This window comes from Methylobacterium variabile (genome assembly GCF_001043975.1).
GTDB lineage: Bacteria > Pseudomonadota > Alphaproteobacteria > Rhizobiales > Beijerinckiaceae > Methylobacterium > Methylobacterium variabile.
In genome coordinates, this window is record NZ_LABY01000435.1 from 1 (window position 1) to 2,361 (window position 2,361).

Sequence of the window (2,361 nt, forward strand, 5' to 3'; positions counted from 1 at the left end):
GAGGGACTGGATCGCCCGGCGCCTGTGCGAGTCGATCAGGCCGGTCGTCACGGATCGGGTGGTCGGCAGATGGGGAAGATACCTGTTGCCGACCGCTCGGGGCGAGATAAGATCCCACCATAACCCCGCGAGTGCGGGGATCGACCGAGCGTACCAAAGGGTCTCGATGTGAGACTCGCGACTTCCCCCGCCCGCGCGGGGATCAACCGCATGTACCAAAAGTCTCAGGGTGAGACTCGTGACGTCCCCCGCACATGCGGGGATCGACCCTCCTCGAAAGGACAGTCATCGGCACGCCGATAGGGGTTGCATGCCTCCCGATCCCTCCGACAAACCTCGCCGCCGCCGCCGTATAAGCCCCAAGACGAGGGCGCCGCTCAACAGTCGGAACGCCCAGGTCTGGGCCTGCCTGCGCGACCTCAAGTTGGAACCGTTCACGGTGCGGTCCCTGGCGGAGAAGACCGGCGTTCGTGAGCGCACGGTCTCGGGCTACGTCACTGCGCTCTTCCGGGCGAACATCATCCGCCAGATCGATCCCCCGACAATGACCCAGCAGGGAACCCTGCCGGCGGTCTACCGGGCCGCCCGGGTGCTCGGTCCGCTCCCTCCCCTGATCCGGTACGCCGCTCCCGGCCGCCCCGCGAACGACCCGAACCTGCTCGCTCCGGTCAGGTCCTGACACCGCAACTCGTGTCCGAGGGGCGTTCGATCAAGTTCGCTAACTATCATCGCTTTTGTCGTCGTTAGCTTCCAAATCGTCAGGACCAACGTCCTCAAGGTCTAAGAATTTGGCTGCCCAATCTCGTTCCTCCGGACTGGGTGCATATTCGACTGCGGGTCGGCCATCATGGATGCGCCTTTGCCAGTATCGATTATGTTGACGCACGGTGGGAAATGCAATTTCGGCTGTCAAATAACAAACCCAAACGGTCATCTTTAAGCATTTTATGATTGCCTCGACCTCTTGGTCGTCAGGTTTATGTACGCGGACCGGTTGGATTGCGGTGTGTGCATAGTTTATATGCACAAAAGAATTGCTCAAAAACCCCCAGAAATGCCCAATGATCGGTACGGCTTTTTTTGCTTGCCCGATTGAATCAGTCGATTGGTATTTTCCGTCAATGAATTTATCTATCGCGATTGCCTTCGGGTCGCCCGTAATATGAATGATTGTACTGCATATCTCTATGACCTGCCTCAGTAGAACCATGCATTGTCCAGGTAGGTTGCTTCTCAATAATATGACCGCGCTTCCAAATGTATTCAGGGCATTCTGTATTAATCCAGTGAAAACTTGAGCATATTTCTCATCAAATGCATCGCTATTCTGTTGTGCCGCGAAAAACAATGCTGCAGTTTCGCTGAATAAAGCATCAATCTCTGTTAATTTATCATTATATATTTCGTCAAAGGATTTAGTTACGGGAATGTTATCGCGACCAATCATGTTTCTTAGAAGATTATCCTTGATAACATATCTTGTGTTCTTAGTATGTATGGTGTGTAGGTTTTTGGCCCCAGAGAATAGTTTTTTTAACTGATTTTCGGACATTTCCGTCATGTCATATACGCCAACTCTTTTCTTGTTGATATTTTTCTTGCTGTTTCTAGGCATCATAAATCCTATGTGTTGGATAGGGGGTGCCAATTATTCTCGCGGGTGACATCGAAGTCGAGGCCTGCCGGCGTGATCTTGAGCCTGGACGGAGGATCGCCGGCGAGCAGGCCGCGCTTCACCAGACCTCGGCAGATCCCCAGCATCACGAGGTAATCGACCGGGCATATCCCCCAGGGGTCATGGAAATCGAACGCCTCCTCGGGGTGCTGCTGGCCGTAGGCCACCAGGCGCAGGGCCGACAGGGAGAGGGGCTTTGGTTCCTTGCTCCGCGGTCGCGTCGGCTGCTCGCCCCGCAGGAGACGAGACACCTTCCGGCCGTCGGTCGTCAGCCGCACCATGAGGGACTGGATCGCCCGGCGGCTGCGGGTGTCGATCATGCCGGTGTTCTCGTATCGGGTGGTCAGCAGGCCGCGCTCGACAAGTGCCGCCCACGTGGCGCCGGTGCCCTGGCTGACCAGGCCACACTCGGCCAGCTTGGCCCGCAGCAGGCGAGATCCCGGCCCATCGAGCCACTGATGGCCGACGGGCCCGTACTCGATCCAACGCCACTTCCGAGCTGGAGGCCCGCCCGGCCCACGATTTCTCTCCTCACGGGCCTGATCCTCGTCGTAGGCGGCGAGCAGGTAGGCCCGCTGCCGCTCGTTGAGCCCCGTCGCGATCGCCTGGAGCGTGGCGGCGCTCGCCATCGTCTCAGCGCAGCAGCTCGATCGTGACGCCGACATCGGCGCCGTCCAGCCGCGACC

The 2,361-nt window shown here is 57.8% G+C and carries 3 protein-coding genes; 1 reads left to right on the forward strand and 2 read right to left on the reverse strand.

Annotation, left to right across the window (positions count from 1 at the left end):
- The first annotated feature begins 310 nt into the window (after positions 1-310).
- A complete protein-coding gene (locus tag VQ02_RS33710; protein WP_157080924.1) occupies positions 311-679 on the forward strand; it encodes a hypothetical protein in 369 nt (122 codons plus the stop codon).
- Between the two features lie 39 nt (positions 680-718).
- On the opposite strand, the gene VQ02_RS37880 is transcribed toward VQ02_RS33710, so the two are convergent.
- Positions 719-1,648, reverse strand: a complete 930-nt coding sequence (locus tag VQ02_RS37880; RefSeq protein ID WP_167350824.1) for a hypothetical protein — start codon at positions 1,646-1,648, stop codon at positions 719-721.
- On the reverse strand, positions 1,624-2,361 hold a 738-nt coding region (locus VQ02_RS37885), incomplete at its 5' end, for a hypothetical protein (RefSeq protein WP_209437106.1). The genes VQ02_RS37880 and VQ02_RS37885, both read right to left, overlap by 25 nt.

Bases quoted from the DNA above. Each gene is read 5' to 3' on its own strand.
- VQ02_RS33710 (WP_157080924.1), top strand. From the start codon at position 311: ATGCCTCCCGATCCCTCCGACAAACCTCGCCGCCGCCGCCGTATAAGC.